The sequence below is a fragment of the Enterococcus larvae genome (assembly GCF_017830045.1).
GTDB classification, from domain to species: Bacteria; Bacillota; Bacilli; order Lactobacillales; family Enterococcaceae; genus Enterococcus_L; species Enterococcus_L larvae.
This window is the reverse complement of record NZ_JAEDXU010000005.1, coordinates 189,721-213,891: the sequence shown is the minus strand read 5'-3', so window position 1 is coordinate 213,891 and position 24,171 is coordinate 189,721. Positions and strand designations below refer to the sequence as shown.

At 40.5% G+C, this 24,171-nt stretch carries 25 protein-coding genes; 5 read left to right on the top strand and 20 right to left on the bottom strand.

The window, feature by feature from the left end; all coding sequences use genetic code 11:
• Nucleotides 1-9: 9 nt before the first annotated feature.
• From I6N96_RS11515 to I6N96_RS19765, 7 genes are all read right to left on the bottom strand, one after another.
• Nucleotides 10-312, bottom strand: coding sequence for a hypothetical protein (locus I6N96_RS11515; protein ID WP_209557685.1), 303 nt, complete (start codon nucleotides 310-312; stop codon nucleotides 10-12).
• A 6-nt stretch (nucleotides 313-318) separates the two neighbouring features.
• Complete coding sequence (locus I6N96_RS11510) at nucleotides 319-636, bottom strand: hypothetical protein (RefSeq protein WP_209557684.1); 318 nt, start codon at nucleotides 634-636, stop codon at nucleotides 319-321.
• A gap of 181 nt (nucleotides 637-817) precedes the next feature.
• The gene (locus I6N96_RS11505; protein ID WP_209557683.1) at nucleotides 818-1,429 is read right to left on the bottom strand and encodes a hypothetical protein; all 612 of its coding nucleotides are present in this window, start codon (nucleotides 1,427-1,429) and stop codon (nucleotides 818-820) included.
• A 196-nt stretch (nucleotides 1,430-1,625) separates the two neighbouring features.
• Nucleotides 1,626-2,507: a 16S rRNA (adenine(1518)-N(6)/adenine(1519)-N(6))-dimethyltransferase RsmA gene (gene rsmA / locus I6N96_RS11500; protein WP_209557682.1), complete on the bottom strand. Its 882-nt coding sequence runs from the start codon at nucleotides 2,505-2,507 to the stop codon at nucleotides 1,626-1,628.
• The gene (rnmV, locus tag I6N96_RS11495; protein ID WP_209557681.1) at nucleotides 2,504-3,076 is read right to left on the bottom strand and encodes a ribonuclease M5; all 573 of its coding nucleotides are present in this window, start codon (nucleotides 3,074-3,076) and stop codon (nucleotides 2,504-2,506) included. The genes rsmA and rnmV overlap by 4 nt, the downstream gene beginning before the upstream one ends.
• Complete coding sequence (locus I6N96_RS11490) at nucleotides 3,073-3,843, bottom strand: TatD family hydrolase (RefSeq protein WP_209557680.1); 771 nt, start codon at nucleotides 3,841-3,843, stop codon at nucleotides 3,073-3,075. Before I6N96_RS11490 ends, rnmV begins: the two co-directional genes overlap by 4 nt.
• A gap of 269 nt (nucleotides 3,844-4,112) precedes the next feature.
• Nucleotides 4,113-5,381 (bottom strand): LysM peptidoglycan-binding domain-containing protein, encoded by a 1,269-nt coding sequence (locus tag I6N96_RS19765; protein ID WP_245186938.1) that lies wholly within the window; start codon nucleotides 5,379-5,381, stop codon nucleotides 4,113-4,115.
• A 294-nt stretch (nucleotides 5,382-5,675) separates the two neighbouring features.
• Between I6N96_RS19765 and I6N96_RS11475 the strand changes: the two genes are divergently transcribed.
• Nucleotides 5,676-6,266 carry a hypothetical protein gene (locus tag I6N96_RS11475; RefSeq protein WP_209557679.1) on the top strand — a complete coding sequence of 197 codons (591 nt, stop codon included), beginning with the start codon at nucleotides 5,676-5,678 and terminating at the stop codon, nucleotides 6,264-6,266.
• A 220-nt stretch (nucleotides 6,267-6,486) separates the two neighbouring features.
• Here I6N96_RS11475 and I6N96_RS11470 read toward each other — a convergent pair whose 3' ends face one another.
• From I6N96_RS11470 to I6N96_RS11450, 5 genes are all read right to left on the bottom strand, one after another.
• Entirely contained in the window at nucleotides 6,487-7,482 is a 996-nt protein-coding gene (locus I6N96_RS11470; protein ID WP_209557678.1) for a LacI family DNA-binding transcriptional regulator, read from the bottom strand.
• 86 nt (nucleotides 7,483-7,568) lie between these two features.
• Nucleotides 7,569-8,033 (bottom strand): RidA family protein, encoded by a 465-nt coding sequence (locus I6N96_RS11465; RefSeq protein WP_209557677.1) that lies wholly within the window; start codon nucleotides 8,031-8,033, stop codon nucleotides 7,569-7,571.
• A 17-nt stretch (nucleotides 8,034-8,050) separates the two neighbouring features.
• Nucleotides 8,051-9,130: an alanine racemase gene (locus I6N96_RS11460; protein ID WP_209557676.1), complete on the bottom strand. Its 1,080-nt coding sequence runs from the start codon at nucleotides 9,128-9,130 to the stop codon at nucleotides 8,051-8,053.
• A complete protein-coding gene (locus I6N96_RS11455) occupies nucleotides 9,127-10,227 on the bottom strand; it encodes a DUF871 domain-containing protein (protein WP_209557675.1) in 1,101 nt (366 codons plus the stop codon). The genes I6N96_RS11460 and I6N96_RS11455 overlap by 4 nt, the downstream gene beginning before the upstream one ends.
• A complete protein-coding gene (locus I6N96_RS11450; protein WP_209557674.1) occupies nucleotides 10,228-11,520 on the bottom strand; it encodes a PTS sugar transporter subunit IIC in 1,293 nt (430 codons plus the stop codon).
• Between the two features lie 464 nt (nucleotides 11,521-11,984).
• On the opposite strand from I6N96_RS11450, the gene I6N96_RS11445 reads away from it, so the two are divergent.
• Together I6N96_RS11445 and I6N96_RS11440 are read left to right on the top strand one after the other, a co-directional pair.
• The gene (locus tag I6N96_RS11445) at nucleotides 11,985-12,227 is read left to right on the top strand and encodes a hypothetical protein (RefSeq protein ID WP_209557673.1); all 243 of its coding nucleotides are present in this window, start codon (nucleotides 11,985-11,987) and stop codon (nucleotides 12,225-12,227) included.
• Nucleotides 12,224-12,490 (top strand): hypothetical protein, encoded by a 267-nt coding sequence (locus tag I6N96_RS11440; protein ID WP_209557672.1) that lies wholly within the window; start codon nucleotides 12,224-12,226, stop codon nucleotides 12,488-12,490. The genes I6N96_RS11445 and I6N96_RS11440 overlap by 4 nt, the downstream gene beginning before the upstream one ends.
• Nucleotides 12,491-12,677: 187 nt before the next feature.
• On the opposite strand, the gene I6N96_RS11435 is transcribed toward I6N96_RS11440, so the two are convergent.
• From I6N96_RS11435 to I6N96_RS11415, 5 genes are all read right to left on the bottom strand, one after another.
• Nucleotides 12,678-13,043: an HIT family protein gene (locus tag I6N96_RS11435; RefSeq protein ID WP_209557671.1), complete on the bottom strand. Its 366-nt coding sequence runs from the start codon at nucleotides 13,041-13,043 to the stop codon at nucleotides 12,678-12,680.
• A gap of 68 nt (nucleotides 13,044-13,111) precedes the next feature.
• Nucleotides 13,112-15,121 (bottom strand): methionine--tRNA ligase, encoded by a 2,010-nt coding sequence (metG, locus tag I6N96_RS11430; RefSeq protein ID WP_209557670.1) that lies wholly within the window; start codon nucleotides 15,119-15,121, stop codon nucleotides 13,112-13,114.
• Between the two features lie 707 nt (nucleotides 15,122-15,828).
• Nucleotides 15,829-16,593, bottom strand: coding sequence for an alpha/beta fold hydrolase (locus I6N96_RS11425; protein ID WP_209557669.1), 765 nt, complete (start codon nucleotides 16,591-16,593; stop codon nucleotides 15,829-15,831).
• A 171-nt stretch (nucleotides 16,594-16,764) separates the two neighbouring features.
• The gene (locus tag I6N96_RS11420) at nucleotides 16,765-17,580 is read right to left on the bottom strand and encodes a TraX family protein (protein WP_209557668.1); all 816 of its coding nucleotides are present in this window, start codon (nucleotides 17,578-17,580) and stop codon (nucleotides 16,765-16,767) included.
• A gap of 131 nt (nucleotides 17,581-17,711) precedes the next feature.
• Nucleotides 17,712-19,370, bottom strand: a complete 1,659-nt coding sequence (locus I6N96_RS11415; RefSeq protein ID WP_209557667.1) for a MutS-related protein — start codon at nucleotides 19,368-19,370, stop codon at nucleotides 17,712-17,714.
• A gap of 218 nt (nucleotides 19,371-19,588) precedes the next feature.
• Between I6N96_RS11415 and I6N96_RS11410 the strand changes: the two genes are divergently transcribed.
• A complete protein-coding gene (locus I6N96_RS11410) occupies nucleotides 19,589-19,987 on the top strand; it encodes a VOC family protein (protein ID WP_209557666.1) in 399 nt (132 codons plus the stop codon).
• 161 nt (nucleotides 19,988-20,148) lie between these two features.
• Nucleotides 20,149-20,493 (top strand): hypothetical protein, encoded by a 345-nt coding sequence (locus I6N96_RS11405; protein ID WP_209557665.1) that lies wholly within the window; start codon nucleotides 20,149-20,151, stop codon nucleotides 20,491-20,493.
• A gap of 74 nt (nucleotides 20,494-20,567) precedes the next feature.
• Here the strand turns inward: I6N96_RS11405 and I6N96_RS11400 are convergent, their stop codons facing one another.
• The 3 genes from I6N96_RS11400 to I6N96_RS11390 form a co-directional block, all read right to left on the bottom strand.
• The gene (locus I6N96_RS11400; RefSeq protein ID WP_209557664.1) at nucleotides 20,568-21,332 is read right to left on the bottom strand and encodes a class I SAM-dependent methyltransferase; all 765 of its coding nucleotides are present in this window, start codon (nucleotides 21,330-21,332) and stop codon (nucleotides 20,568-20,570) included.
• A 366-nt stretch (nucleotides 21,333-21,698) separates the two neighbouring features.
• The gene (rpmG, locus tag I6N96_RS11395; RefSeq protein WP_202055787.1) at nucleotides 21,699-21,848 is read right to left on the bottom strand and encodes a 50S ribosomal protein L33; all 150 of its coding nucleotides are present in this window, start codon (nucleotides 21,846-21,848) and stop codon (nucleotides 21,699-21,701) included.
• Nucleotides 21,849-21,975: 127 nt separating this feature from the next.
• Nucleotides 21,976-24,111 (bottom strand): peptidoglycan D,D-transpeptidase FtsI family protein, encoded by a 2,136-nt coding sequence (locus tag I6N96_RS11390; protein ID WP_209557663.1) that lies wholly within the window; start codon nucleotides 24,109-24,111, stop codon nucleotides 21,976-21,978.
• Between the last annotated feature and the right edge of the window lie 60 nt (nucleotides 24,112-24,171).

Below are 24,171 nucleotides of genomic sequence, written 5' to 3'. Positions count from 1 at the left end.
TCCTCCTATTTAAATTGAATTCAGCATCCGTACATTGTCCGAATCATCAACAAAGCTATCTGTGTTGTCGATCAGTTTTTGACTATGCTGCTCCATCCCCTCGCACAACGATTGTATAGCAACATAATAAACCTTCACTGCATCATGGATGAACTGGCACTTATCCTTTGATTCTCCTTGCCATTTGTCAGAGGATAGCGAAGTATCTATTTCTTTCATCAAATCTCCCAGGTTATTTAATCCCTCACTAATTGTCCGATAGGAACTTATCGTATCCGTCAACCCGTCCTTTACTTCAACAAAATCATTCATGATCAATTACTCCTCCTCTTCCATCATCCCTATTCTACCATGCCAAAGTGAAGCCTTTGTCTCAGCCTCTGTAATGCATGTTTGCAGACTAGTCTGAAAATTTGTAAAATCTGTAACTACTTGATTTACTTGATCTCGCCATTCCTGCTCTTTTTCCACAAATTTGTCATAGTAGGCACCAGAAACATCGCTTCCTATATCCCCTGTTGAAAGATTCAGACTGATATTTGTCTGTATCGTACTTTTATAAGTTTTCAACTTGGCTGCAACATTATTGTATTGGTCATACTTTCCTTGCGCCTCGGGGTATTTTTTCTTAGCCATTTCGCTTCATCTCCTCTATTTCGTCGTTTTGTTAAATTCAGTGTATCATATGATATATATAAATTTTTGTAAAAGTAAAAAGTGGCTGTATATCTGTATTTACTAACATTTTATTCACAAAAAAACTGGAACAACGGCTTTTTCCCGTTGTCCCAGTTCAAATTTCAATATATCTATTCAGCTACGCATTCTCTCCTACTTGCTTTTGCAACAGCTTTTTGGCATTTGTAAATACAGGGATGTCGAAGGCTTTACTCAAGCTTCCTGCAAGGAAGTACGCAATATTGAAATCCACCATACTGTGAATGATACCGCCAACCCCCATCAATAAGAGGATCGAATAAATATAACCATCCGTATAGTATGTCTCAGGCATGTTCCCCATTGTATAAAATGCAGTAATCACTACCAGTTCAATTGCCGAATGGATCAATGCTATCACGAAATTGAACAATTGAAAGCGTCCGTTCATCAAAGAAAACTGCTTCGACCGTAAAGCTACCTCCGGATGCTTCTTCAGGTACATCGCCCCAATTACAGCAAAGACCATGTGAGATAAAGCTCTTAGTGCAATGATCGGTGTTGCTGATAAAAAGAACCCAAAGCCTGTGCCTAGTGACACAGCGATTGCTGCTTCCGGTGAAATAAACATGGCCAAAAATACAGGCACATGACTTGCTAGTGTAAAGGAAGCCGGCCCAATCGTGATTCTTGGCATAACCATTGGAATAATGATCCCCATTGCTATCAATAATGCAGAAATCGTTAATTGTCTAACAGAATTTTTTCTCATTTCTTTCCTCCCTAATGTGTCTTGACACATCTATGAAGCCTATTTTATTCAAAATAAACAGAGGTGTCAAGACACTTCTATCAAGAAAGCCTTTCCAATTTTAAATACCATATTTTTTCAATGATTCCACACCTAATCACAAAAAAGATAGCTTCCTCAGATTTCGAAGAAGTCTATCTTTTCTGTTTCGGTTCATTTATTTATTCTTTTCTAGCGTATTGCTTAAGCGAGCAAACTCCTCTAATGATAACGTTTCTCCACGGCGTGAAGGATCGATTTTTGCTTCTGCAAGGCTTGTTTTCAGCCAGTTGGCTGTTGGCTCATCTTTCCCATAAAAATGTGTCAGATTATTCCAAAGCGTCTTTCTTCTTAACTGAAAGGATGCCTTTGTCAGTTTGAAAAATTCCTTCTCGCTGCTGACTTCTACTGCCGGTGTCTCTCTTCTCTTCAAGGTAATGATTGCAGAGTCTACATTTGGCTGAGGCACAAAGACCGTTTTAGGGACGATGAAGGCAACAGATGCTTCCATATAATACTGCACGGCAATTGACAAGGAGCCATAGGCCTTCGTACTAGGAACCGCAGATATTCGATCTGCAACTTCCCGCTGCATCATGACGATCATTTCTGCTACTTCAAGCTCTGATTCTAAAAAATGCATCATGATCGGTGTTGTGATGTAGTATGGCAGATTAGCTACGACCTTGATCGGCAGTTCCTGTTTAAACACCTGCTTTGTTTCTTCGACCAGATTTGCCTTCAGAACATCTTGATGAACAACCGTCACATTATCATATGGGCTTAGTGTATCTTCTAAAACAGGTATCAATCGATCATCGATTTCAAACGCGAGGACCTGAGCTGCTTTTTGAGCAAGATGCTCTGTCAAAGCCCCAATCCCCGGGCCAACTTCGATCACGTTTGTCTCTTGATCGATTCCAGCTGTCTCAACGATCTTTCGCAAAATATTGGGTTCCGTCAGAAAATTTTGTCCTAAGCTTTTCTTAAAGGAAAAGCCGTGCTTCTTTAGTATTTCTTTCGTTCTGGATGGTGTGGCAATTTCTTTATATTCGGTCACAGTGATTCCTCCACTTTAGTCATTGCTTCTTTCAGCTCTTCTTCTGTTATTCTGAACATTTGCAGCCTTTTTATCAGCTGTTTGCTGTTAGTATAGCCGATACGCAGCTCATCGCCGAGTTTTTCCCGACGTTCCTTTGCATGCGCCCCTGCTATTAAACCATAGTCCAGTAATACTTGTCTAGGTATCTCTGTATAATCATCTACTTCAAAAACCGGTGTGACGACCTTTCTCAAAGCCTCCAAAATCGCTTCATCACTGGCATGCTCCACCCCCAAGCTGCTGCCCCGACGTTTCGGTTCCGCCAATCGCCGAGATAAGAATGCATGCTTCGCATCAGGAACGACCTCCATAATTGTCTTACGGATCTTTTCTCCAGAGTAATCAGGGTCAGTAAAAATAATGACTCCTCTCATTTCCTGTGCATGCTCGATCTGTGCCAGAATATCCTCATTGATGGCAGAGCCAATCGTTTCAATAGTATCCGCATCAACGACCTCCAGCAAACGACGTGTGTCATCTTTTCCCTCAACAACAATGATTTCTTCTATCTTCATTTTATCTGTCATTTCTCTATCCTAAATAGCTGATGGGCGTTTTTCGTTGTTTGTTGAGCTAGTTCTTCCCATGGCATATTTCTCAATTCTGCAATCTTTTCAACAACATAGCGGGTATATCCCGGTTCATTTCGCTTTCCTCGATACGGAACAGGTGCCAAATAGGGAGCGTCAGTTTCCACTAGCATACGATCGATCGGTGCAGTCTGTGCCGCTTCCTGTACCTCTACTGCTTTTTTGAAGGAAACAACACCACTGAAGGAAATGTGCATACCAAGATCAAGGAATCGCTTCATCCATTCACTGTCGCCGCTGTAGCTGTGCATGATCCCGCCAATATCTTGAACACCTTCTTCTTTAAGGACACGATACGTATCCTCGATCGCATCACGCATATGAATGCTGATTGGCAGCTTCATCTCTTTGGCAATCGCAATCTGGCGCCGAAAGACGCGATCCTGTACCTCTTTCGGATCCTCCATCCAGTAGTAATCCAAGCCAATTTCACCTAGAGCAACAACCTCTGGTGTTGTCAGCAGCTCTTGAAGTCTTGTCTCAATTTCTTTGGTGTAGCTGCCGGCTTCTGTTGGGTGCCAGCCGATGATACTATATATATCTGAATACTCCTTGCTTAATGCTAGAGATTTATCGATTGTTGGTGTATCAAAACCGACTACCGCCATTTCCGTGACGCCCAGCTCCTTGGCACGTTCAATCGTTTCTGGTATATCATCATTGAATTGCTCTGCATTCAAATGGGTATGTGAATCAAAAATCATTTTTCTTCCTCCTGCCAGTTATACTCCTTCCCATTTTACCAGAAAGAAGAATAAAACACTTGGAATAGAGAAAACTTATTGATTTTTCTTCCCCGCTGCTTTAACGCCCAAACTTCGTATTTCTTCTACTCAAAAAAGAACTGACCTCTGCATGACACAGAGATCAATCCTATCATCAACTATTCATTAAGTTTCTATAGTAACTTCACATGAGAACTCAGCATACCGTCAATAGTTGACTATTCGTTTGCCATTGAAAATGAAGCCCTTCAGTTCACACTGATCAATCCAATGATCCCTGCTGCCTGTTGATCATAAGCTGTTGAAATACTAAGCGTTTGAATACTATTCAATAAGTTTCCAGTTTCTGTATTCACCCAATCAGGATCTGTTTCATAACGGGGATCTTGGTAGTGATTCGGGATTTTATAGAAGCGGATAGAACCATCGTGATTAGACATATAGGTCACTATCACTGTAGATGCCATCGTTCCGTCCATGCTGAAGCTGAGTGTAACACTTGGCTCCGTCATTGTCTGTGATCCATTGAATGGCAAAACTTGAGCACCAGCCGCATTTCTAATAGCTGAAATTTCAATCGGCTGTCCCGCAATGCCATAATACTGTAAAAGAGATTCAGTTACACGTGCGTATTCAATCTGTTCGTCGGAATAGCCGGCTAAAGGATTCTCCGTAGGTGTTTGCTCATTTGTCGTTCTTGTGGTCAACACTTCGCTCATCACATCTGCTTCTTCTATTGGATAATTTCCCGCATAATTTGGTGTAATCAGAGACAGGCCGCCATTACTGTTGATAAACAGATAGAAATTATTGTTGCCGCTGCCGAAATAGTACGTATCTTCTGCCACTGGCTGCAACGTAATTTCTGTATTTACATTCACTGTTCGAAGTCTATTATCCGCTGTGCCGTTTGCATTATAAATCCTGATAGCTTTTGTTGCTGTGACATCGAAAGTTGCATTGTATTCATTGATTCGTCCGTTACTGGAAAAAGTGACTTTCCCTGAATTTCCTTGAGAAAAATCTAAGGTCACTGAGTCCGGCATATTGATTCCCTGATAATAAAAAGTGATTGGATAGCTTAATGATTCTCTCGATACTGAATAAGGGTACTGGTTCGTAGTTTCCTCTCCAACAGCTTCACCAACCTCTTTTTGAGGATCGATCTTGTCCTCTTCATTAATTACAGACTGAGAATAAATAGAACCATCAGTATCCTTCACAGTAACTACACTCCCGTCAAAAGTAAGAACTCTTCCCACAGGCAGCGCATATTGTTCTCCTGATGCCAAATTTATACCATTGATTTCCGCCAATTTTTCATGTTTGATATTTACCTTTTGTCCAATTGCCCAGAGCGTATCGCCCCACTTCATTGTGTAGCTCTTCTGACCATCCACGATTTGGATACTCTCGGGAGTATTCGCACGCCACGCATCTGCAAAAACTGCAGTCCCTACAAACATTCCTCCAACAATCAACCCACCTGCCAAAACCATAACCGACAACTTTTTCATTTTTCTTTTCCTCCTCTTATATTTCTTTTTGTTTACAAAAACATTATAATACTATTACAGAAATGTTACAAGAGATATTCCGAATCTTTCTTATATTTTTTCATCCTGTGATACTTTCACTCGATTCTTCTGTTTTTTTGATCTTCTATTGCTTCAAGATGATTGTTGAAGACAGCATAATTCTCCCTCTCTCGTAATCGTTCACTCTCTTTTGTTATCAGTCTTTGGACGGATGTCGTATACTCTATTTCCTGTTACACTGCTCGTACATCTAATCGTTAGGAGTTGGTATTCATGAAACAAATTTTTTCTTCTTCCGATCTTTTCAAATCAGTGATACAAAGGAAAGTATCTGCTGCCCGCAAAGAACAGACGCAAACCATCTGGCATTGGAGCTTACTGATACTTTTTTCTATGCTCACATATGCCGGCATCACACAACAACTATTACTGATTGTTTTACTGATAGGAATCACAGCGATTGTAAGAGGACCTTTGATGCTGCTCTGGGGGAGTATTTATTCCGCAATGATCGCCTTTTTCCCACCAATCGCTCTATTGCTGTCATTGATTTTTTTTGTTCTTAATCTTGATGCTGCTGTGAAAAACTGGCGTGTAACGTTAGCTGGTATTTTCTTCTACACCTATCCTTTTATTGGTCGACTGTTGCTGTCTCACTCGACAATCGACCCTAAATGGCTGACATTGATCTTGTTAAGTGTCGGTATCACTTTGTTTCATTTCATACTGAAAAGGCTGTATGGGCAAGGCTTTATCAGCAGACCATTAGCATGGGCAATCGTAAGTATGCCGCATACATTGTTTATCCTTTTCCTACCAAAAAAGATTCGAGGACTGAGAAGAAATAAACCGCCTTATCAGTAGCTATGATCAGCAAAAAAGAACGTGACAAATCTGGAGCGCCTGATACAGAATTGCTTTAAAATAGTTGGGAACGCAAAAAAGAGTAGCCTCTTTCCTATTCATAAAAACGAAAGAAACGAAATCAGTCTCAACCGATTTCGTTTCTTTCGCTCTCTTTTTTGAACGGAGTTTATAGGAGAAAATATAGTTACATGAAATAAATTTCACGTAATCAACTTTATTACGAAGAAATGAACACCGGTTCGAATCTGAAAATTTGTTTTCCTCGAGCCAGCTGTTCCTCTCTATCACTTGCTTCAATATTCAGACAAGCTAAGATACGATCACAAATTTCCTGAATTGGATGTTCGATTGTTAAAATAATCTGATCCAAAATCATATATAGTTCGTAACCATCAATAGATACGATATCTATTTTTCTCTTTGTCTCTGTTTTCTTGTATACACGCAGCAGACTTTCCAAACAGGTATCATTAGATGCGATAAACGCTGTGGGTGCAAAGCTGCTGCTTTTCAATATTGTTTCTATTTTTCCACCAAGGCTCTCTTCTGAGCCGGAAAGGATACTTGGCAGTACGCCTTCCAAGTTGGAAACAGATTCCTGAAAAGCTTCCAAACGTTCTGTTCTTGGCGTCACTTCTTCTTGAAAAGGCAGACTAAGATAAGCAAGCTGTTTATGCCCACGACCTGTCAGAACACGAACTGCCTCTTCCATCGCTGCCTGATTATCCAAAAGAACACAAAAATAATTTTCAACACTTAGCGGAATTCGATCCACATAGACAATTGGTACTTTTTTTTCATCAAGCATGCGATAATACGCTGTATTTACTCCTGTAGGAAAGAGTACGATTCCATCTACATCAGAAGCAATCGCTTGCTCAATCAAGTTCTTTTCTTTCTCGCCATCATCATCTGAATAAGATACGATCACCTGAACTGAAGGAGAACTGATTTTTCGATCAATGTATTTGATAACATTAGTGGAGAATGAACTTGAGATATTTGCAACAATGATATTGATTACTTTTACCTTTTTAAATTTCAAATTTCTGGCACTGTTTCTCGGAATATAGTTCGTTTCCTTAACAATTTGAGCTATTCTGTTTTTCGTTTCTTCACTCATGAATTTGAAATTATTGTTCAAGTAATGGGAAACAATTGTCTTAGAGACACCTGCCTGCTCTGCAATATCCTTGATTGTCACTCGGTTCATATCTGTTTCCCCTCCTTCTTCTACGTTTACATGTCCCTGTCAATTATACAGAAGGAACGATCCCTTGAGAAGAGGAATAGCTGTATCTACTGATTTATTTCAACAATCAATTCGATTTCCACTGGTGTATCAAAGGGTAATGTATTTGTTCCAATAGCAGAGCGTGCATGACGTCCTTTTTCTCCAAAAACCTCGACTAAAAATTCTGAAGCACCGTTGATCACATAAGGTTGTTCAACAAACTCATCTGTCGAGTTGACGAATGCCAACATCTTCACCACCTGCTTTACTTCATCCAAACTCCCCAGCTCTTTTTGAAGGACCGCTAAGATATTGACAACTACCTGTTTGGCAGCTTCTTTGCCTTGTGCTACATCTAACTCCTTGCCAAGCTTGCCTTTAAGTATCAGTTGTCCATTCTTTCTGCAATCACAGCCAGAAGTATACACTAACTTTCCAACTCGCTTTGATGGTACATATTCTGCTACCGGCGTCGGTACTGTTTCCAGCTCGATCCCCATTGCTTTCAGTTTTTCTTCAATAATACCCATGATATTCCTCCTGCTTTTTATTGCGTTTTTCCTCGAGCACTGACTGCTACCTGTTCGCCATCTCTGAAATAATAATAATCATATAGATTGACCGTACTGCAAATATGATTTGGAATGATCTCTATCGTTTCTCCAACCACCAGCTGATCTCCATGTAATTGAAGGACACCATGCTCTTCATTCATTCGTTCAAAAACGATTGTCGGATGTCCTTTGATAATACCAAAGCCTCTGATTGGAACGACATCTGCTGTAGGCTGAACGTCCGTTGCAAAGCTTTTGCTTCCTCCGTCAACCACTGCACGATCCCCATGTACGCTTACAACCGTCACAAGAACGGAAGCGGCGCATTCTGATAATGTGCAGACTTCATACGCCACCTGCATAGCATCATTAAAGATATAGGTCCCGGGTCGAACTTCAGTGATTCCTTTTACAGCCAATACTCCCTCTAAAGTTGGTGTAGAGCCTACGCTGACATCCGTGATTGACAGTCCCTGCCCTCTCAGTCGTTCAGCTAAAGCAACCATTAGCTCCGCCTCTTCAACACCTGCACGAAAAGTATCCTTGACTACCTTTCCTGTACGATCCTTCGAACCTCGGTACGTATAGATACCGGTGATTTTCAGTCTTGGTAATTTCTCAAACTGAAGGATCGTATCAACAGCTTCCTCCAGCGCCAATCCAGATCGGAACAGCCCCGTATCTATTTCCACTCTGACCTCTACCTCCTGATCGGCAGCAACTGCTTCCTCCGATAATAGGCATGCCCCTTCATATGTGTCGATACTATAAATCCAACGATCGATTTGTTTAGCTAGTGATAGTGAATGACGGATTTTTTCTCTGTCAGCGAGGGGATACGCTAGAAAGATATCCCGAATCCCATGTTCCATCATCACTTGTGCTTCGCTTAGCTTCGCACACGTAATTCCGGCTTTACCAAAATTATGCTGCTGTACTGCAAATTCGGGCGTTTTATGGGTTTTGATATGTGGTCTTAATGAGACCTGTCCTTGCTGATCGACCTTTTGCTGCATTACTTGGATATTCTTCAAAGCTACTTGCTTATCTATGAGCAATGTCGGTGTTCTCACAATATCCCTTCTTTTCTAAAAATAAATTTTTTCCATGGCGTGATATATGGGAGCATGAAGTGTTCCTCCTTCGGAATCGATCCAACAATATTCCAAACACCATCGTTTTCTCTTTCCTCTAAAGCGATCTGCAGCTCTCCCGCATAAATACCATATCGATCATTAGCAATCAACACATCTCCGACATTGATTGTTCCCCCAGCGGGTCTAGCTTCAATGGTTTGTGCTTTGTATTTCGCTCTTGATGCTGTAGACCGAACCATATAACTGGAAATATCCCCTCGTTGAAAATGCAGCTCATCGTAACAAATTTTTGCTTCTACTTCCGAGATATTTTCTAATTGATTGATTGAAAAATTGACTACATAAGGCTGTATTTCTGACAACTGCTTCAACTCGGCTTCCGTTGCATAAGCGTTGCCTATGATAATATCATCAATATCCGCACACGCCCACATCGCTCGTGCTTGAAGATCGATCGGTAGATGACGGTCTCTTTCCAGTGTCGGCTGGCCCTCGGAAATATCCCAAGGTCCAACCGTTCCAGTTTGGCTGCTGACAAAGGCAGCGGTATGAAGACCTAAGCACTTATAGCGCTTTGTTGCCTGAACAAAGTATTCTTCTTTTAAACCAGAATAACGTTGTGGATAAAAATTATGACAGCCAACCAACTGATCCTTGTTCGGTTGAAAATCCAAGATATTTTCAACATAGCTGGTATCATTACTAATGTTGACCTCAATAATCACTCCTTCTGAATTATAAGTCATTAAGCTCTCCTCTGAACCGGAGAAGCTGCGATCTAGACGAAAGCCAGCAGCCCCCAGTTCTTTAAAGAAGGATAAATCGTCTAATGCAATCCCCATATTATCGAAAAAAGAGGGATATACATCAACATAGGTATCAATTCCTAATGTTTTCGCTAGACCTATCAATGGCTTGTATTTTTCTACGAGTTCATTTTTTGTAAGCTCTACAGACAGGAAGCAGGTGAACATTCTTTTAAAGCCATATGCTGCAGCTAAACGAATATAAGCCATATCTTCCTCTACTCGAGTTTTTTCAGGATAGATAGAAAATCCAAGCCCTCTTGTCATTTATTTTTCCCCCTCACTTGTTTGAAGAAATTGTTTTTCAGCAGCTTTCAAGAAAGGCATATAGAGAACTACTGCAATAACAAAGTTCACGAGTGCTAATGCTCCGCCACGCCATGAACCAGTAGCAAGGAAACCGCCGATGACCGGTGGTGTTGTCCATGGAACAAGCACGATCGTCTTCGGCACTAAACCGGTACTGATCGCAGCATAAGAGATCACTGTCAATATCATTGGAACCAATAAGAATGGAATAAACAGCAATGGATTCAAGACGATTGGGAAACCAAACATCACTGGCTCGTTGATATTGAATAAGCTCGGTGCTAAAGATAGCTCAGAAACAACTTTATACGGCTTGTTTTTACGAGTGAACAACAAAACACTGACAACTAATGCCAATGTAGCGCCTGTTCCACCCAAGTAAACAAATGAATCAAAAAACGGTTTTGTCACGATATTTGGAATATCCAGACCTTTTTCCAAAGCTGCAATATTCTGATCGATAGCTGGTAAATAAACGCTTTGCATGATTGGTTCAAGAATACTGCCGCCGTTCAAGCCGAAGAACCAGAATAGATGATTTAAGAATACAATCAGTAATGCTGTAGGTAACGTATTGGCCATTTTTACGATCGGTGCCTGCAATAAATCATAAAACGATTGATGAATGCTTTCTACACCTGCAACATTGAATAATACACGAATAAGTGCAAAGAAAATGATCGTCAGCATTCCCGGCATCAAAGACGAGAATGATTTAGCTACAGCTGGCGGTACGCCATCAGGCATTGTGATGATCAATTTTTTATTGTTGGATAGTCTTATGAAAATCTCTGTACCGATCAATGCAACAAAAATGGCAATGAATAGTCCTTGTGCCCCCATCCAGGCAAATGGCAAACCTGAGGTACTACCGTCTTCAGTAGAAAATGATGCCATGATAGTGACTAGTGAAGCCAATGAAATCGCCCCAGCTGTGATACCATCTTTGCTGTAAGACTTCGCTAAAGCAGCTGAAACAGTATACACAACAATTAGTGACATCACATTAAATGCCCCTTGTGAAATATAGCTGGCAAAATTCTTCCAGCCATCTCCGCCAAAAATCGAATTCATTAAATTTTGATAGGCATCGATCGGCAGATTATTAATCAGGACAGCAAGTGAACCAACAATCATCAGCGGCATGATTACAACAAAACCATCTCGGACTGCAACCAAATGCCTCTGAGAACCAATTTTTGAAGCAATCGGGACAAACTTTCGATCCAATAAATCAATGATCTTTTTCATTTTAAATCCTCCTAACACTTTTATATTAACCGGTTAATGTGATTTGATTATAATCTCAAAAAAATGAGATGTCAATAGTTTTTCAACCGCTTACATTATTATCGAGTAGTATGATGTGAAAACAAATTCGTTTATGCATTTAGCCGCTCCTTCAATGAACAAACAAATGAACCCATTGGAATCCATTCATGCTCTTAGTTCTTTGAAGCAAAAAAATGGAACCTTGCTTGTCGGCTTACCATTTCTCCATATCTTCAAAATCTAATGATGAAGCTCTAATTTTGTATCAATTACAACTTGCCGATTATTAAGAATTCCTTAAGATTTGTGCTAACCACTCTCTATACCGTCGTATAATAGAAGGGAGGGTATCAGCAGAACAGCCTCATTGCCTTTTTTCTGTTGAGAAATAATCGACTTGCAAAGAACGAGTCAGTCTTTTGAATCAAACGAGGAGGGATAATATGTCATTTACAACTTTGGGGCAAGACTCATTACAAAGTATTCGCTCCAAGCAGATCCTTTTAGCACGTCAATGCTCCGATTTGATTCTATATCACCGAGAGCAGTTGACTCATGAAGCTGGAATGCTTGAAGAGTGCAGCTACTGTAAGCAATTCACAGCGATGCAGAATGAGTTCTCAATAAATACAAGCAGAATCCAACAAATTATTACTTTGCGAAAAGAGGAGGAAGCACAGCGATGACCAATTTTGTCAAAAACAATCAGGGCAGAACTCCGTTTAGTCTTTATCAGGAAACCTCTGTCAACCAACAATTCTCCGAAGGACAAGCGGTTTCTTTTTATTCTGAACTGCTTTGCCTGCCCCTTCAAGGAACTCTTTTGAAAAAATACACAAACAGCTGCCTGATCGATATTTCTGACTGCAGCGAGCTCGCTATTACTAGTCGTGAAAAGTATAATAGCAGATTAGTCATCAATTACAAACGAATTTTTAACAATGCTTAAACTAAATGGGAGTGGGACAATAATCTGTTGCCACTCTTTTCCATACTCTAAATCCGAATAAACGGCGAGTCAGAAGTAGCTCCTACGACAATAAGCCGGAATTCAACAAAAATTTGTGAAACAATTTTCGTGAATTCCGGCTTATTGCTTGTAGCTAAACACTTCTGCCTCAGCCTCTTTTTTGTACTCAGTAACGTTGCTTTTCAGGAATCACACCTCGAACACCGCCTTTAGGCTGTGCCGTATCTCCTTTATATCTCGGAATCAAATGGATATGACAATGCATCACACTTTGCCCAGATACCACCCCGCAATTACAACCAATATTAAATCCATCTGGTTGATACAGCTTCTCTAAATAGGCTTTTCCCTCTATCAGTAACTTATCGATTGCAGCTTTTTCTGCCATTGTCAGCTCAAAGAAGTCTACACGATGCTGCTTAGGTATAATCAGTAAGTGCCCCTCGCTTACGGGATACTTATCGAGAAATGCTCCTGCTAGTTCATTTTCAAAAATAAATTCATCTCTGTCACAAAAAAGACAAGCCAACATACTTCTCCTCCTTTTCTATAAAAAAAGAGAAGCGCAAAATTTCTTTGCTGCCTCTCTTTCCAATTTTTCTACGCAATGATCGATCCATTCGGCATATCTTTTGGTGCCTGAATAATCTGCAATCTGCCTTCTTTATCCTCAGCTGAAAGAATCATTCCCTGACTGATCTGACCGCGCATTTTTCGTGGTTTAAGGTTAGCGATGATTGCTACCTTTTTCCCAATCAATGCACTTGGATCTGGATAAAATTCTGCGATTCCTGACAGGATCTGACGATGTTGATCATCGCCGGCATCTAATCGGAATTGCAAGAGCTTATCTGCATCCTTTACTTTTTTACAGTCAATCACTTCTGCTACTTTGATTTCTACCTTATCAAAATCTTCATACTTGATTTGCTTTTCTTTGACAGAATGCAGGGTCGTTTCTTCTGGGTCCCATTTGATTTCTTCGGCTTCCTTCTTCGCTCCCTGTGCCATCTTCCGTTGAATATAGGCAACTTCTGTTTCAATATCCAAACGAGGGAAAATCGGTGTTCCCTGACTCGTTACTTTAACGCCTTCTGGAAATTCGCCAAAATGAATTGCCCCCATGTTCATCTGATTTGGATCAAGCCCCAGCTGTTCAAAGATTCGCTTCGGTGTTTCCGGCATCACCGGCTGTAGTAAAATTGCAACGATACGCAAGGCTTCTGCCAAGTGAACCATCACGCTATCCAGCTCAGTTTTCTTCTCTTCATCCTTTACCAAAATCCAAGGCTGTGTTTCATCGATATATTTATTGGCGCGGGAAACCAGTGTCCAAACCTCTGCAATTGCAGTGTTGAACTCCATTTTTTCCATCGCTTCATGGTATTTTCCAATCACATTTGCAGCTGTAGTTGATAACTCACTGTCAAACGGCGTCACTTTCGATGCATATTTTGGCACATTGCCATCACAATATTTATTGATCATGGCAATTGTACGGTTTAACAGGTTTCCTAAGTCATTCGCTAAATCATAGTTCAAACGAGAAACAAAATCCTCCGGTGTAAATACGCCGTCGCTTCCAAATGGAATTGAACGCAGCAAGTAATAGCGTAACGCATCAAGTCCATAACGTTCTACGAGCATTTCAGGGTAAACAACATTCCCTTTAGACTTAGACATTTTTCCATCTTTCATCAATAACCAGCCATGACCAAAAATCTTCTTAGGCAATGGTAAATCCAATGCCATCAGCATGATCGGCCAGTAGATTGTATGGAAACGTACGATTTCCTTACCAACCATATGAACATCTGCAGGCCAGTATTTTTGGAACAAGCTATCATCTTCTGAACCATAACCCAACGCCGTAATGTAGTTAGACAACGCATCAATCCATACATAGACAACATGCTTTGGATCTTTCGTCAATGGTACCCCCCATGAGAAGGTTGTACGAGAAACAGCTAGATCCTCTAAGCCTGGCTTGATGAAATTATTGATCATTTCATTTTTACGAGATTCCGGCTGAATAAATTCCGGATGCTCATTATAGTATTCAAGCAGACGATCAGCATACTTGCTCATGCGGAAGAAATAAGATTCTTCTTTAACTAGTTCGACTTCATGACCGCTTGGCGCTTTACCGCCGATCACTCTGCCTTCTTCATTTCGGTAAACTTCTGCCAATTGTGTTTCTGTAAAGTATTCCTCATCGGAAACAGAGTACCAGCCTTCATATTCACCCAAATAAATATCGCCTTGCTCCAACAAGCGATCAAAAATCATTTGAACAGCTTTTACATGATAGCCATCTGTTGTGCGGATAAATTTATCATAGCTGATATCTAACGTTTTCCATAGCTTTTGAACATCTGCCGCCATTTTGTCTACATACTCTTTAGGCGTTACGTCAAGCTCTTTCGCCTTATGTTCAATCTTTTGTCCATGCTCATCAACACCTGTCAGGTAAAAGACGTCGAAGCCCATTAAACGCTTGTAACGTGCCAATGCGTCACAAGCAATTGTTGTATACGAATTTCCAATATGTAATTTCCCACTTGGATAGTATATTGGTGTGGTAATATAAAATGTTTCCTTTTGTGTCATGTAGAAACATCCTCCTTTTTTTATTTTCCGTGATTCCAGATTTTCACTCCTACACAGTATACCATAATTCTTTTTATTATAACTATATGAATCCTATTAAAGATTCTATACACGAGTAGTGACCTTTGCACCCAGTATACAGCAAAGGAATCGATGACTAATAGTGTCCCTTTAATAGGATTCATATAAATGAATCCTTTAAAGATTCTATACACGAGTAGTGACCTTTGCACCCAGTATACAGCAAAGGAATCAATCACTAATAGTGTCCCTTTAATAGGATTCATATAAATGAATCCTTTAAAGATTCTATACACGAGTAGTGACCTTTGCACTCAGTATACAGCAAAGGAATCAGTTACTAATAGTAGCCCTTTAATAGGATTTATATGAATGAATCCTATTAAAGATTCTATACACGAGTAGTGACCTTTGCACCCAGTATACAGCAAAGGAATCAATCACTAATAGTAGCCCTTTAATAGGATTTATATAAATGAATCCTTTAAAGATTCTATACACGAGCAATGACCTTTGTACAATGTGTACCGCATCACCAAGCTTAGGAAGCGAGTGAACTACTGGAACGATCTGACTATTGGCACCAAGCTAACATTTTCAGCATCAGGCTGATCTATAAACATTATTTTAAGCAGTATCTACTGATAACAGATAGTTTCTTTTACTAATATCATTTTAATTACTCATCAAGCATCTATTAGCTTCTGTGTAAAAAATGCTGCAACTTTATCCATTAATTCCCCCTGCACCAAATGTCCTTCCCCCGCACCTGTTAGAAAGTGTGTATTCCCGCTGTATTCCTGACCCATTACCAGCTTTTCAAAATCTGCCATATCTTCATAAGGAATTTTCTCGTCCTCTGTTCCATGCCAGAATAGTACGGGTCTGTCCTGAAGCTTTTCAGGTGCTTGCGACAAGTCGTACTGCTCTACCCAGCTCAGCAGTAACGGTAGATCCTTAGGCACAAACACAGACATTTCTGCTGCTTTTTTCATGACCCGCTGAATGTATCTTACAGGATAAGGGGTTCCCATGAGACAAGCTCCCGCTTTTATTTCCGGATGCTGAGTCAATAGCCCGCAGGTCGTGATTCCACCCATCGAGACACCGCCGATACCGATCTTATTCTCCTGAATCAGCTCCAGTTCTTGAAAAAAGTGGACTAACACCGAAAACTCAATCAAATTATATTGAATGCTCGACCAAAAGGTCATAGATGGGATCGTTGAAATCGCTCCTGTCCTACGCTCGCCATGGTTCATAGCATCCGGTAAAATCACTCGAAACCCTTTACTAGCCAGTTTTCTCGCTTGTGTCAGTGACAGCTCCTTCGCTGATTGCCAGCCATGGTAGTAGACAATCAAAGGCAAGGTCTGATTTTTCATTTCTTCCGGTGTGACTTCCAGTACCGGAATTTTTTTTATATAACGATGACGAATACTTAGCTTCATAGTGTATGATTCTCCTATTCTTTTAAAAACATCCACTTCCTATTCTAGCATCGATCATCCCCTAAACAAACTGAAACAGACAGGTGCGAAAAAACAACCTTAAAGCTTTGACTTCAACAGACAAAACACTAAGGTTGTTCCATTCAAAAAGAGGCATATTCTCGCCTGCTTTTAGTAAAGATGATTGTAAATGACGGAAGCAATGATATACAGCAGCCAGATATGTGCCGGATAAAACAGATAGAAAAACTGCTTCATTCCCTTTCCCTTTTGACCGTTGTACAACAGAATCGGCACAATCGCGAAAACCATCATCCACTGTATATTTGTTGTAAACATTCCTTGAATATCGAGCCCTGCATACAATGCACTGACGATTGCGATTGCCAGACATTGCAGCAGTCGATTGTTTCTCAGTAGATACAGCACCGTTGCAAGATAAATCATGATCGAATTTTCAGCCAATAGTGTTGTTGGAAAAAGATAACCCAATATAAGAGCCGGGGTCATCGTTGAACCGTTTGTCATAAGCATAAATACCAGCGCTGACATCACTAGCGGTAAAACAATACAAAGTATTCCCTGAATGATTTTACCGAAGGCTTTCTCCTTATGACCGTTCTTGATCAGCTCGATTCCGTACATTGATAATACGGCAATAAACAAATCCGTAAAAATGTTATTCATTAATCCCATGTTTCCTAAAGAGAAAAAGTGCTGAACCAAATAATTACCAATATTCATGACGATGAAGCCGAGCCAAAGCTGTTTCAGATAACGCTCCTTATTACGGGTATGGGTGAATCCTTCAACACTGATAAAAAAGAACAGAGTTGCAACAGGACGGCCGAACCAATCCAGCCATGACGGAGCCCCCATAAGAGCAAACATTTCGTGAATATGATCAATAAACATAAAGGTGATACCCAACACCTTTAAGTCGAATGTCGTTAAGCCTCTTTTGCCAGTTTCTATATGTGTATTCATCAATTATCTTACCTCCTCCATCTGATTATAAGGGGAGAGAGGCGATGAAATACAGGAACAAAATCATAAGACACGTGACAAAAATGAAAGACCGCTTTAAAAGCAGTCCATCAGTCTCTTTATCTAGTCAGCTAATCAACCACTTGCCAGCTTCGATGCTCATCAAAGAATGCTGCCTCAGCTTTCGCCTCTGTCACTACCTCTTGCGGGTAATCCATGATTTTCAATAGTTGAAGGGCATTACGTGTCAATGCTTTTCCGGCTTTCAGTTCATAATCAAACAGAATACCGTCTGCCTCCACACGTTCTTCAAAATGAACATTTTCACAGGAATTTTTTAGTATCTCTGTCAGCTCAATGTCGTGTGTTGCCACAAATGCCAGTGAAGGATACTGCTTCATCCAGTTAATGATGCTGGCGGAAGCCGAGATTCGTTCAATCGTATTCGTTCCCTTAAGGATTTCATCGATGAAACAATAGCAACGTTCCTTACGCTGGATTTGATCCATAACACGCTTGATGGATTTGATCTCTGCAACAAAGTAGCTGTCGCCCTCAAAAAGATCATCTTCTACCGCCATCGAAGTCAGCACATGTCCTCTTTGCATCACAAATTCTTCTGCTGCAACAGTATGAATTGTCTGTGCCAATATACAGTTAATAGCAATGCTTTTTACATAGGTCGATTTTCCTGAAGCATTCGATCCGGTCACTAAGGTATTTCTCTGCCAGTCAATTGGATTTGCGACAGCATCCTCATGAAGTAACGGGTGATAGCTTCCCTTTGCGACAACACCCCCAGTTTCAAACACAGGAATTGCAACATCCGACATATAGAGCCGGAAATTCAAAATGGCGCTGGCAGCCTCTAATCTTCCCAAAATGTCCCATAACGCAACAGCCTGCTCGTGATAGTGGGATAAACGCTTCAAGACAAAATTATAAGAAATAAACGGAATCATAAGTGCCATGTTCAAGTAGTCAAATATCAGCTCTGCTTCTGAATTCGATTTTACTCGAAAAGAAGCACCGAAATTCAAAATGTTTTTCAATGGCGCCAGCTGCTGCTTCAACTCTGATTGCACGGGTGTTTCGACCTTACTGATTGCATTTGCAGCCCCTAGTGTTTGAACAAAGTAACGCATACTGTTCAGCTCTGTTTCCAACAATTCCTTTTTCCTTAAATAATAAACAACATTGAAGCAAATACTCACTAAAGTAAGAACCGCTCCCCAAGTCAGCCCGATAGCGAGAAGCAGCAAGCCAATAACAGGCAAGGCACCCAACAGCACATGCAGGTAAAATCCTGTCAGCTCTTTTCCCTTCGTTGTGGACAGATAATGCTTAACGAAGTTGTTATCCTTCTTTCCAAGCTGAGCAAAACGAAATTGTACCTCTTCCCGTAGTGTTGGATTTTCCTGATAAAAGCTGATCAGCTTCTCCATTTGCTCTGCCGACTCCTGATCAAAATCAAAATTTCTCATTTGCTGGTACAAAGCCTCAGAGCCAACACTTGAGTACGTTCCATTGACCGCTTCAAAAACCTCCATCATATCCAGGTCATACCACGTGACATCATCCACCTCACTATCAAATTCCTGATAGGTCTGCGCGTATTTCCATGCCTGCTTCAGGCTTTCTTCCTTATCCAAGCGTATCCATGCCGGAGGCTTTCCCCATTCAAGCTGAATCCGTTTTTTCAGTTTGTAGCCTGAATAAATATCGATAGCCCAAATCAACAATGCTACCAAGATAATCAACCCAACAACCATCAATACCGTTTGGTTCATTTCCAACCACTCCCTCACATTATCTACTAAGTGTATCACGACAAAAATGAAGTGTAAAACCTGCCTTTTCTCTTATGACAGCTCTCAATCACTTACACTCTTCTCAACATGCGTAGAAATTCTTTCAGTCACTAAAATATTTGGGCAGAGTTTTTGACAAAATCAGCCGTACGTGAGATTCTAGTGCCGTAATCAAATAGAGCATTGGAGGGATTTCCATGGCAACAATGGTTTTTGTTAATTTTCCAGTAGCAGATGTTCAACGTTCTACAGAATTTTATCAAGCACTGGGCTTTGTTCAGAACAAAGAATTTTCTACAGAACAAGCGAGTTCAATGGTCTGGGATGACAACTTCTGGATCATGCTGCTGAATCATGATTTTTACAAACAATTTATCAAGGACAAACAAATCGCAGATGTCAAAACAACGAGTGGCGCATTGACCGCCTTCAGTATGGACAGTGCCGCAGCTGTGAAAAAATTTGCAGAATTAGCTAAAGCCAACGGCGGTGATTACTTCCACGTCGATATGGGTATCCCGGAGGAGCAGATGTACGGTCTTGAGGTACAGGACCCAGACGGCAATACTTTAGAACCAACTTGGATGGCGATGTAACGTGAAAAAAGATTTGCTCCCCGCAGTTTCATGTGAGGAGCAAATCTTTTTCTGTCTTACTGCTCTTATTGGCACTATCCCCTATCATTAGTCTGCATATCTAAATGAAATTTTTCATGGTATACTTTTTTGAATCCAAGCAGATGAAAAGGGGGAGTTTTATGAACTTAGAGTACTATAGCAAGAAGCTCGGAAAGCACGCACCTTTTGTTGAAGCACTACATGAAAACAACCAGTTTGACATCGATCTGTTCGAGCAATATCTGGCAAATTGCCGTGGACTTATTCGCTTCATCAATGAGGGGGGCTCTTCTCTACAAGCAAAGGAACTCATCTGTGAGATCATCGATATCTTTGAATATACATTACTCAGTCTGTACTACCATCTGGATGAAAAAGATTTATCCAGTATCAAAAACTATGAAGAGTTGGTGGAAAAGGACTATTTTGAAATTCTGGAATATGGCGTTAGACAATTATCCAGAGAGCTGATCATGGCTATTTGAAGACAAAATGAACTGCACGAATCAAAAAGGAAGAACAGGGGAAATCTGGTATCCCTCTGTCCTTCTTTTTTAATTTATTTGGTTAACCTTGCGACAAAGACAAAACGATGCTGCTGACTGTATACATAGCCATTTCTTGTAAGCCCATCATTTACATGCAGCAGCTCATGGAAATTATTTTCTACGGAAAAATCAGGAAACTCCCATGAAATTGTCCGAGCATAGTATATTAAGGCGTCCATATCATAGAATTTCTGAACAGGATAACACTCATTCTGATACAAAACCTCAAAGCTTGCTGTGCTCAAATCGTCCACTACGCAAGATAAGTGCCAATGAAATCTGTCCTTTTTCAGATGAGGAACTACTCTTGACGCAAGTGTCAGTCCGTTCATATCTCCCACTTGTTGAGAGATGAAAATCCCATTCGGCTTAAGTACCCTTTTCACTTCTGGAATAGAAAAGGATTCGTGGGAATTAAGAATGATATCAAAGCTGTTGTCTGAAAAATGTAGTTCATCGCTTTCTTCAACAAATTGAACATTCATGCCTTTAGGTTTTAATGTTCGCAAAAGCAGCTCATGATTTTTCTTCCAGCCCTCTGTTACAGAAGTCTTGTGAAGGGGATGATTAAAGGTTTTCAACAGCTCTCCTCCTCCAGTTCCCATATCCAATAGTTCCATATCCTCTTTCAGGTACTGATGCACGATTTCAGAATAATCCCAGCTGTTTTTCTCTTGCCAATACTGAGCCTCAATTTCTGAGAAATCCCAGCCTATAAACCTCTTTTGCCGTTCTTCACTGCCTAACCACATTCTTTTTAACTTTTTCTCACTCATTGCTATACCTTCCTTCACTTATTTTTTGCGGAATACGATATAGCAAAGGCTGATAGGAAAATCTTTCCTCGATATGCTTACCTATCTCTTTGCTATATCGAGGAATTACTTCGTGTTCTATTCATGCCGTTCACCTCTTTTAATAGATTGTTTATTTTTCTTTCCTGCTCTATGATCGTCATAGGTACAGACCCACGACTGAGTTCTATTGTGATTCCTCATGCGTCAATAATTGACCCTATACTTTTAAAAAGGCCGCTGGAATCTTTCATTCTACTAGATTATATCATGCCGCTTTAGATTACAGCTAAACAAAAAAAGCTGAAATCCTTATTGAATAAGAATTCCAGCAAAATCATATACTGATTATTTTGTTTCGCGGTGTAAAGTAACTTTTCTTTCACGTGGGCAATATTTTTGCTTTTCCATACGATCAGGATTGTTACGTTTATTTTTGCTTGTAAGGTAGTTACGTTCTTTACAAGAAGTACATTCTAAAGTAATGTTTACGCGCATTTTTTTCCCTCCTATATCTCAATTCATTTTATCCTAAGACAATTCTTAGCCTTAGCTATCATATCATGTTTAATTATGAATTACCAGACTTTTTAGTAATTTTGTAAAGGAGTTCTCCTTTACAAAATTACTGCTTGTACATTTCAGCATAAGCATTGATAACTGCTTTTGCCATGTATTGGTTGTTTTTAAAGTTTTCGCTATTGTTGTTTAAGTTAGGTAGAATAACACTGACTGCGATTTCCGGATCATCATACGGAGCATAGGCAATCACGTTACTGTTGACTGTGTCATGAGCCGTACCATTCTCATCTACATAGGTCGTCTCGGCTGTACCTGTTTTAGCTGCTACAGTCATCAATGCGTCACTCATATATTTCCCAGTTGTATACACATGATTTCCGTATACAACATCATAGAATCCTTGTTTGATCAGGTTCATTTGATCCGTGGAGATATTTACTTCATTCAATATCTTCGGCTGAGCCGCTTCCTTCAACGCACCCAATGTTCCGTCAGGATTGTTTTCATAAATCCCTTCAACGATATGGTTCTCCATCCGCTTGCCGTCATTTGCGACAGTTGCAACATATTGCGCCAACTGTAAAGCTGTGTACGTATCATACTGACCAAAGGAAAGGTCAAGTAGGTTTCCGGCATTTGGTGCCAATGTTGGATCATCAAAAGCTGTATTAACGATACCTGTCGATTCTCCTGGAAGGTCGATCCCAGTTGTTACACCCATCCCGTACTCTGCATAAGCATTCCTTAAAATCTCAAATACACGAGAATCTCCTGTAGTATAAGGAACCATCATATTAGGTGAATACTCTGTTCCCAACATCTTGAAGACTAGCTTCATCATGTAGGAGTTGGATGAATATTCTAACGCCTGTTGGGCAGTGATTGGAATCTTCGAATATGGGTTAAAGTTCGATGCTTTCACATTACTTCCGGCAATTTGGATTGGTTCATCCACCATTCCATCGTTTCCTTGAATCACGCCGCTCTCATACCCGGCTGTCAAAGTTGCGCCCTTGACAACAGATCCCGGTACAAAAGCCTTATTGATAGTTGCCAGTGGATTAGAGGTCAGCTCATTCGTTGCAACATCATGATCATAGGCAACCAACGCCAGGATTGCGCCAGTTTTTGGATTAGTCACAGCAATATAAACTCCGTCAGAATAAGGTGCATTCCCACTATTCAGTAATTGTTGATACTGTGCTTCTACGACTTCCTCCAGCTTCTTCTGAAACTCTGTATCGATCGTCAGCTTCAGATTCAGCCCTTTTTCTCCTTCTGAAAGAAGGGTTTGGTTCGTTACTTTTCCGGTGCTGTCAAGAGAAAGCTCAGATTTTGATTTTGTTCCCTGTAAAACCTCTTCATATTGCTTCTCTAGATAACTGGTTCCTACACGGTCATTGCGGGCATAGCCTTTTGCAAGATACTCATCGACTTCTTCTGCCGGCAGCCCTGTTTTTTCTGTAGAAATCGTCCCAAGGATGCTTCGTAAAACAGAGCCTTCCGGATACTCTCGTGTCCAATCCATGCCTGTTGAAACTCCTGGGATCTCAGCTGTATGCTCTCCTACAACAGCTACTTCATCCTCTGAAACTTCTTCGTTCTTGATAAAGGTCGTATTCAGCTCAGAAACAGAATTCATTCGCTTATAGATTGTTGCAGCCTGAAGCGTATGCTCATCGAAGTTGATTTCTTCTTCGGTCACCTTATCAACGGTCAATGCATAAAGGGTACTTTGATCCACAATAGTATTGCCGCTCTCGTCTTTTTTATCCTCATCGGTCAGGCGTTCCTGCGCAGCTTTCAAGTTGTCCTTGTTTGCCAGCCAGTAATCCTTTTTATCTCGTTCAGTCAAATCATCCGCCGGTACATGGATCAATTCGTTCACTCGATTCGCAATCTCCATGAGATCCTCTGCTTCAACATTTTTCCCTCTTGTATAGGTAATTGCCAGATTCGATTTATTACTCACTAAAACCTTTCCATTCGCATCATAAATCTCCCCACGCGGTGACCCTGACTGAACCACTAGATTCGACCCTTGAGCAATTCGTTCCACATAGCTGTCACCTTCTACGATTTGAAGGTAGCCAAGGCGGACGATCAGCGAAACAAATAGACCAAAGATAATAAAAAATAGAAAGTTCAACCGAAAGGGAATGTGAGACTTTCTCGCTTTATATGTATTTGGCTCTTCTTGATTTTTTTTCCATTTATCTAAAAAGTTCATATTCTTCATAGTCGTGTCCTTTCACTCAGGAAAAGTCCTGCTCTCCTATTTTAACGAATAATGGCAGAA

What these genes read in the sequence shown, in the direction of transcription:
- I6N96_RS11515 (WP_209557685.1), bottom strand. Translation starts at nt 312, where the DNA reads ATGAATGATTTTGTTGAAGTAAAGGACGGGTTGACGGATACGATAAGT.
- I6N96_RS11510 (WP_209557684.1), bottom strand. Translation starts at nt 636, where the DNA reads ATGGCTAAGAAAAAATACCCCGAGGCGCAAGGAAAGTATGACCAATAC.
- I6N96_RS11505 (WP_209557683.1), bottom strand. Translation starts at nt 1,429, where the DNA reads ATGAGAAAAAATTCTGTTAGACAATTAACGATTTCTGCATTATTGATA.
- rnmV (WP_209557681.1), bottom strand. Translation starts at nt 3,076, where the DNA reads ATGACAGATAAAATGAAGATAGAAGAAATCATTGTTGTTGAGGGAAAA.
- I6N96_RS11490 (WP_209557680.1), bottom strand. Translation starts at nt 3,843, where the DNA reads ATGATTTTTGATTCACATACCCATTTGAATGCAGAGCAATTCAATGAT.
- I6N96_RS19765 (WP_245186938.1), bottom strand. Translation starts at nt 5,381, where the DNA reads ATGAAAAAGTTGTCGGTTATGGTTTTGGCAGGTGGGTTGATTGTTGGA.
- I6N96_RS11475 (WP_209557679.1), top strand. Translation starts at nt 5,676, where the DNA reads ATGAAACAAATTTTTTCTTCTTCCGATCTTTTCAAATCAGTGATACAA.
- I6N96_RS11470 (WP_209557678.1), bottom strand. Translation starts at nt 7,482, where the DNA reads ATGAACCGAGTGACAATCAAGGATATTGCAGAGCAGGCAGGTGTCTCT.
- I6N96_RS11465 (WP_209557677.1), bottom strand. Translation starts at nt 8,033, where the DNA reads ATGGGTATTATTGAAGAAAAACTGAAAGCAATGGGGATCGAGCTGGAA.
- I6N96_RS11455 (WP_209557675.1), bottom strand. Translation starts at nt 10,227, where the DNA reads ATGACAAGAGGGCTTGGATTTTCTATCTATCCTGAAAAAACTCGAGTA.
- I6N96_RS11450 (WP_209557674.1), bottom strand. Translation starts at nt 11,520, where the DNA reads ATGAAAAAGATCATTGATTTATTGGATCGAAAGTTTGTCCCGATTGCT.
- I6N96_RS11445 (WP_209557673.1), top strand. Translation starts at nt 11,985, where the DNA reads ATGTCATTTACAACTTTGGGGCAAGACTCATTACAAAGTATTCGCTCC.
- I6N96_RS11440 (WP_209557672.1), top strand. Translation starts at nt 12,224, where the DNA reads ATGACCAATTTTGTCAAAAACAATCAGGGCAGAACTCCGTTTAGTCTT.
- I6N96_RS11435 (WP_209557671.1), bottom strand. Translation starts at nt 13,043, where the DNA reads ATGTTGGCTTGTCTTTTTTGTGACAGAGATGAATTTATTTTTGAAAAT.
- metG (WP_209557670.1), bottom strand. Translation starts at nt 15,121, where the DNA reads ATGACACAAAAGGAAACATTTTATATTACCACACCAATATACTATCCA.
- I6N96_RS11425 (WP_209557669.1), bottom strand. Translation starts at nt 16,593, where the DNA reads ATGAAGCTAAGTATTCGTCATCGTTATATAAAAAAAATTCCGGTACTG.
- I6N96_RS11420 (WP_209557668.1), bottom strand. Translation starts at nt 17,580, where the DNA reads ATGAATACACATATAGAAACTGGCAAAAGAGGCTTAACGACATTCGAC.
- I6N96_RS11415 (WP_209557667.1), bottom strand. Translation starts at nt 19,370, where the DNA reads ATGAACCAAACGGTATTGATGGTTGTTGGGTTGATTATCTTGGTAGCA.
- I6N96_RS11410 (WP_209557666.1), top strand. Translation starts at nt 19,589, where the DNA reads ATGGCAACAATGGTTTTTGTTAATTTTCCAGTAGCAGATGTTCAACGT.
- I6N96_RS11405 (WP_209557665.1), top strand. Translation starts at nt 20,149, where the DNA reads ATGAACTTAGAGTACTATAGCAAGAAGCTCGGAAAGCACGCACCTTTT.
- I6N96_RS11400 (WP_209557664.1), bottom strand. Translation starts at nt 21,332, where the DNA reads ATGAGTGAGAAAAAGTTAAAAAGAATGTGGTTAGGCAGTGAAGAACGG.
- rpmG (WP_202055787.1), bottom strand. Translation starts at nt 21,848, where the DNA reads ATGCGCGTAAACATTACTTTAGAATGTACTTCTTGTAAAGAACGTAAC.
- I6N96_RS11390 (WP_209557663.1), bottom strand. Translation starts at nt 24,111, where the DNA reads ATGAAGAATATGAACTTTTTAGATAAATGGAAAAAAAATCAAGAAGAG.